Genomic DNA, 3109 nt, shown 5'->3' with positions numbered 1-3109 from the left:
TGGGCTGGACTGGCTCCATCCTGGCGCATGAGCTGACTGGTGCCGGATTGAACGTGGTGGCGATCGAACGCGGCCCGTGGCGCGACACGGCGACCGATTTCCCGCCGGCCTATGCGCAAGATGAGTTGCGCTACCGCATCCGCCACGATCTATTCCTCCGGCCCGAACAGCTGACGATGACTTTCCGTAACAACGCCAGTCAGACGGCCCTGCCGATCCGCAGCTGGGGATCGTTCATGCCGCCCAATGGCGTTGGCGGCGGCGGCGTGCATTGGAATGCCGAGACGTGGCGCTTCCTACCCAGCGACTTCGAGCTGAGAACGCATTTGGTGGGGCGCTATGGCGAAAAATTCCTGCCCGAGGACATGACGATCCAGGACTGGGGAATTACGTATGATGACCTCGAGCCCCATTACGACAAGTTCGAGTATTTGTGCGGCACGTCCGGCAAAGCCGGAAACATAAAAGGGCGGATACAGACGGGCGGCAATCCTTTCGAGGGAGCGCGGTCCCGCGAGTATCCGACGCCGCCGCAGAAGCAGCCCTACGGTCCGACGCTGTTCGCACAGGCGGCTCAGGAGATGGGCTATAAGCCCTTCCCGCAACCTTCCGGGAATCTCTCACAGGCATATACGAACCCGCTCGGCGTCACGATAGGCCCTTGTACCTATTGCGGCTTCTGCGAATGGTTCGGCTGCGGCAACTACTCGAAGGCTAGTCCGCAGACCACGATCCTGCCGGCACTCATCCGCCGTCCCAACTTCGAGGCGCGCACGCAGTGCGAGGTATCGAAGATCAACCTGGATAGATCGGGAAAACGCGCCACCGGCGTCACCTATGTCGACACCAGTGGCAACGAATGGGAGCAGCCAGCCGACCTCGTGCTGCTCTGCGCCTTCCAATTGTTCAACGTGCACCTGCTGCTGCACTCGGGCATTGGCAAGCCCTACGACCCGCGCACGGGCGAGGGCGTAATCGGTCGAAATTATTCCTACCAAGTCACATCTAGCGTAGGCGCGTTTTTCGACGACAAGATCTTCAATCCCTTCATCGCGTCGGGCTCGATCGGAATGTGCATCGACGAGTTCAACGGCGACAATTTCGATCACGGACCGCATGGCTTCGTCGGCGGCGGCTATATGGGCGCGGTGCAGACCAATGGCCGACCGATCCAGACTGGGAGGACACCACAGACAGCGCCGAGGTGGGGCGCCGAGTGGAAGAAGGCGGTGGCGAAGAGTTACTTGAGCAGCTATGAGACCGTCACGCATGGCAGCTGCTACAGTTATCGCGACGTGTATCTCGACCTCGATCCGACCTACACGGACCGCTTCGGCCGCAAGTTGATGCGCTTGACGTTCGACTTCCACGAGAACGAACTCAAGATGTCGACATACCTTACCGACCGGCTGGCTGACGTCGCGCAGAAGATGGGGCCGCGGCAGCTTGAGAAGCACCCGCGTCGCGGTCCTTACGACGTCACCGTGTACCAGACAACGCACACCTGCGGCGGTGCCATTATGGGCGTCGAGCCCAAGACCAGCGCGCTCAATCGCTATCTGCAGAGCTGGGACGTGCCCAACCTGTTCGTCATGGGTGCCACGGCCTTCCCGCAGAACCCCGGATATAATCCGACGGATACGGTGGGCGCACTCGCCTTTTGGGCGGCAGACGCGATCGTAAACCGCTACCTGAAGAGTCCCGGCCCGCTCGTGCAGATTTGACAGCTAGCACTTCGAGGCATTGGCATGAGAATGCGCAATCTGATGACTCGTGTGCTCGCGGCCTGCGCGATCGGCCTGGGTGCGGCACGCGCGGCGGACGACAACCAGGCGTTCGAGAAGATCGAGCGCGGCCGGTACCTCGTTGTGCTCGGCGATTGCGCCGGCTGCCACACTGCGCCCGGTGGTAAGCCTTTTGCCGGCGGCGCTGCGCTGGAGACGCCATTCGGAAAATTGCTCGGCCCAAATATTACGCCGGATGTTGCGACTGGAATCGGTGCCTGGACCGAATCGGATTTGTGGCGGGCGATGCATGAGGGGATTGGTAAAGATGGGGTTCGCCTCTATCCGGCAATGCCGTATCCCGCCTACACCAAGGTTACCCGCGAGGACGTGTCGGAGATCTGGGCCTATCTGCGCACGTTGGAGCCGGTGCGTAACGAGGTTCAGCCGAATGAGCTTAGGTTTCCGTTCAATGTCCGCCGACCGGCAACATCCACCTGGGATTTGATCAATTTTAGGCCTGGGGTGTTTCAATCCGATCCGGCAAAGTCGGATGTGTGGAACCGTGGGGCCTATCTGGTCGAAGGCCTTGGCCATTGCGGAACCTGTCATACACCGAAGAACATTACCGGCGGCGATCGGGGTGGGGAAGCCTTGCGCGGCGCATTGTTGCAGGATTGGTATGCGCCTGATCTAACCGCGGATCCCCGTATGGGCATCGGCAATTGGTCCACGGAAGACATCGTCCGCTATCTTAAGACCGGTGCCAACGCTTTCGACATTGCGTCCGGCCGATGGCGGAGGCGATTGAGAACTCCACCTCTCATATGACAGATGCCGACCTTCTCGCGATCGCCACTTATCTGAAGGATCGTGCTCCTCGAAGCGCGAACACGGCCGTTGCGCTGGCGCACGATGACACACGCATGGTGGCGGGCAAGGCAGTCTATGAGAACCGTTGTGCGGCATGCCACATGTCTAGCGGCGCCGGCGTTCCAACCCTATTCCCGCGACTGGCACAAGCGCCCCTGGTCCAGTCCACTGATCCGACATCCTTGATTCGCGTCGTTCTGATCGGCAGTCGCGCTGTCGCTACTGCAGCTGCCCCGACCGCACCCGCCATGCCGTCCTTCGGTTGGAATCTCAGTGATACAGAGATCGCGGACGTCCTGACCTATGTTCGCAACACTTGGGGAAATGCCGCGTCAGCAGTCCAGTCTACGGACGTCGGTACGCTGCGTGGCCGGGTGTCTCGATAACGTCGACCACGCTGCGTCCGAACTTTGGCGGACCGATCGAGCGCGCTCGCGATACGGTCGCAAATCAAGTCGGACATACCGATGTTGCAGTTCCCGCGCCACGGACGTCAGCCCATCTTGTCCTAG

Annotated in this window: 3 protein-coding genes; all 3 read left to right on the top strand. The window is 60.8% G+C overall.

Annotated features, from left to right (window positions below; translation table 11 throughout):
* A partial coding sequence (locus AC5ZG1_RS43665) for a GMC family oxidoreductase (protein WP_496136494.1) occupies positions 1 to 1724 on the top strand: 1724 nt, incomplete at its 5' end.
* A 24-nt stretch (positions 1725 to 1748) separates the two neighbouring features.
* Positions 1749 to 2555, top strand: coding sequence for a cytochrome c (locus tag AC5ZG1_RS43660; RefSeq protein ID WP_496136493.1), 807 nt, complete (start codon positions 1749 to 1751; stop codon positions 2553 to 2555).
* A complete protein-coding gene (locus AC5ZG1_RS43655; RefSeq protein ID WP_496136492.1) occupies positions 2519 to 2983 on the top strand; it encodes a c-type cytochrome in 465 nt (154 codons plus the stop codon). Before AC5ZG1_RS43660 ends, AC5ZG1_RS43655 begins: the two co-directional genes overlap by 37 nt.
* Positions 2984 to 3109: the final 126 nt, after the last annotated feature.

Source organism: Bradyrhizobium sp. Leo78, from assembly GCF_059512425.1.
Note: the sequence above shows the minus strand (reverse complement) of the source record. Positions and strands in the feature narration are given on the sequence as shown.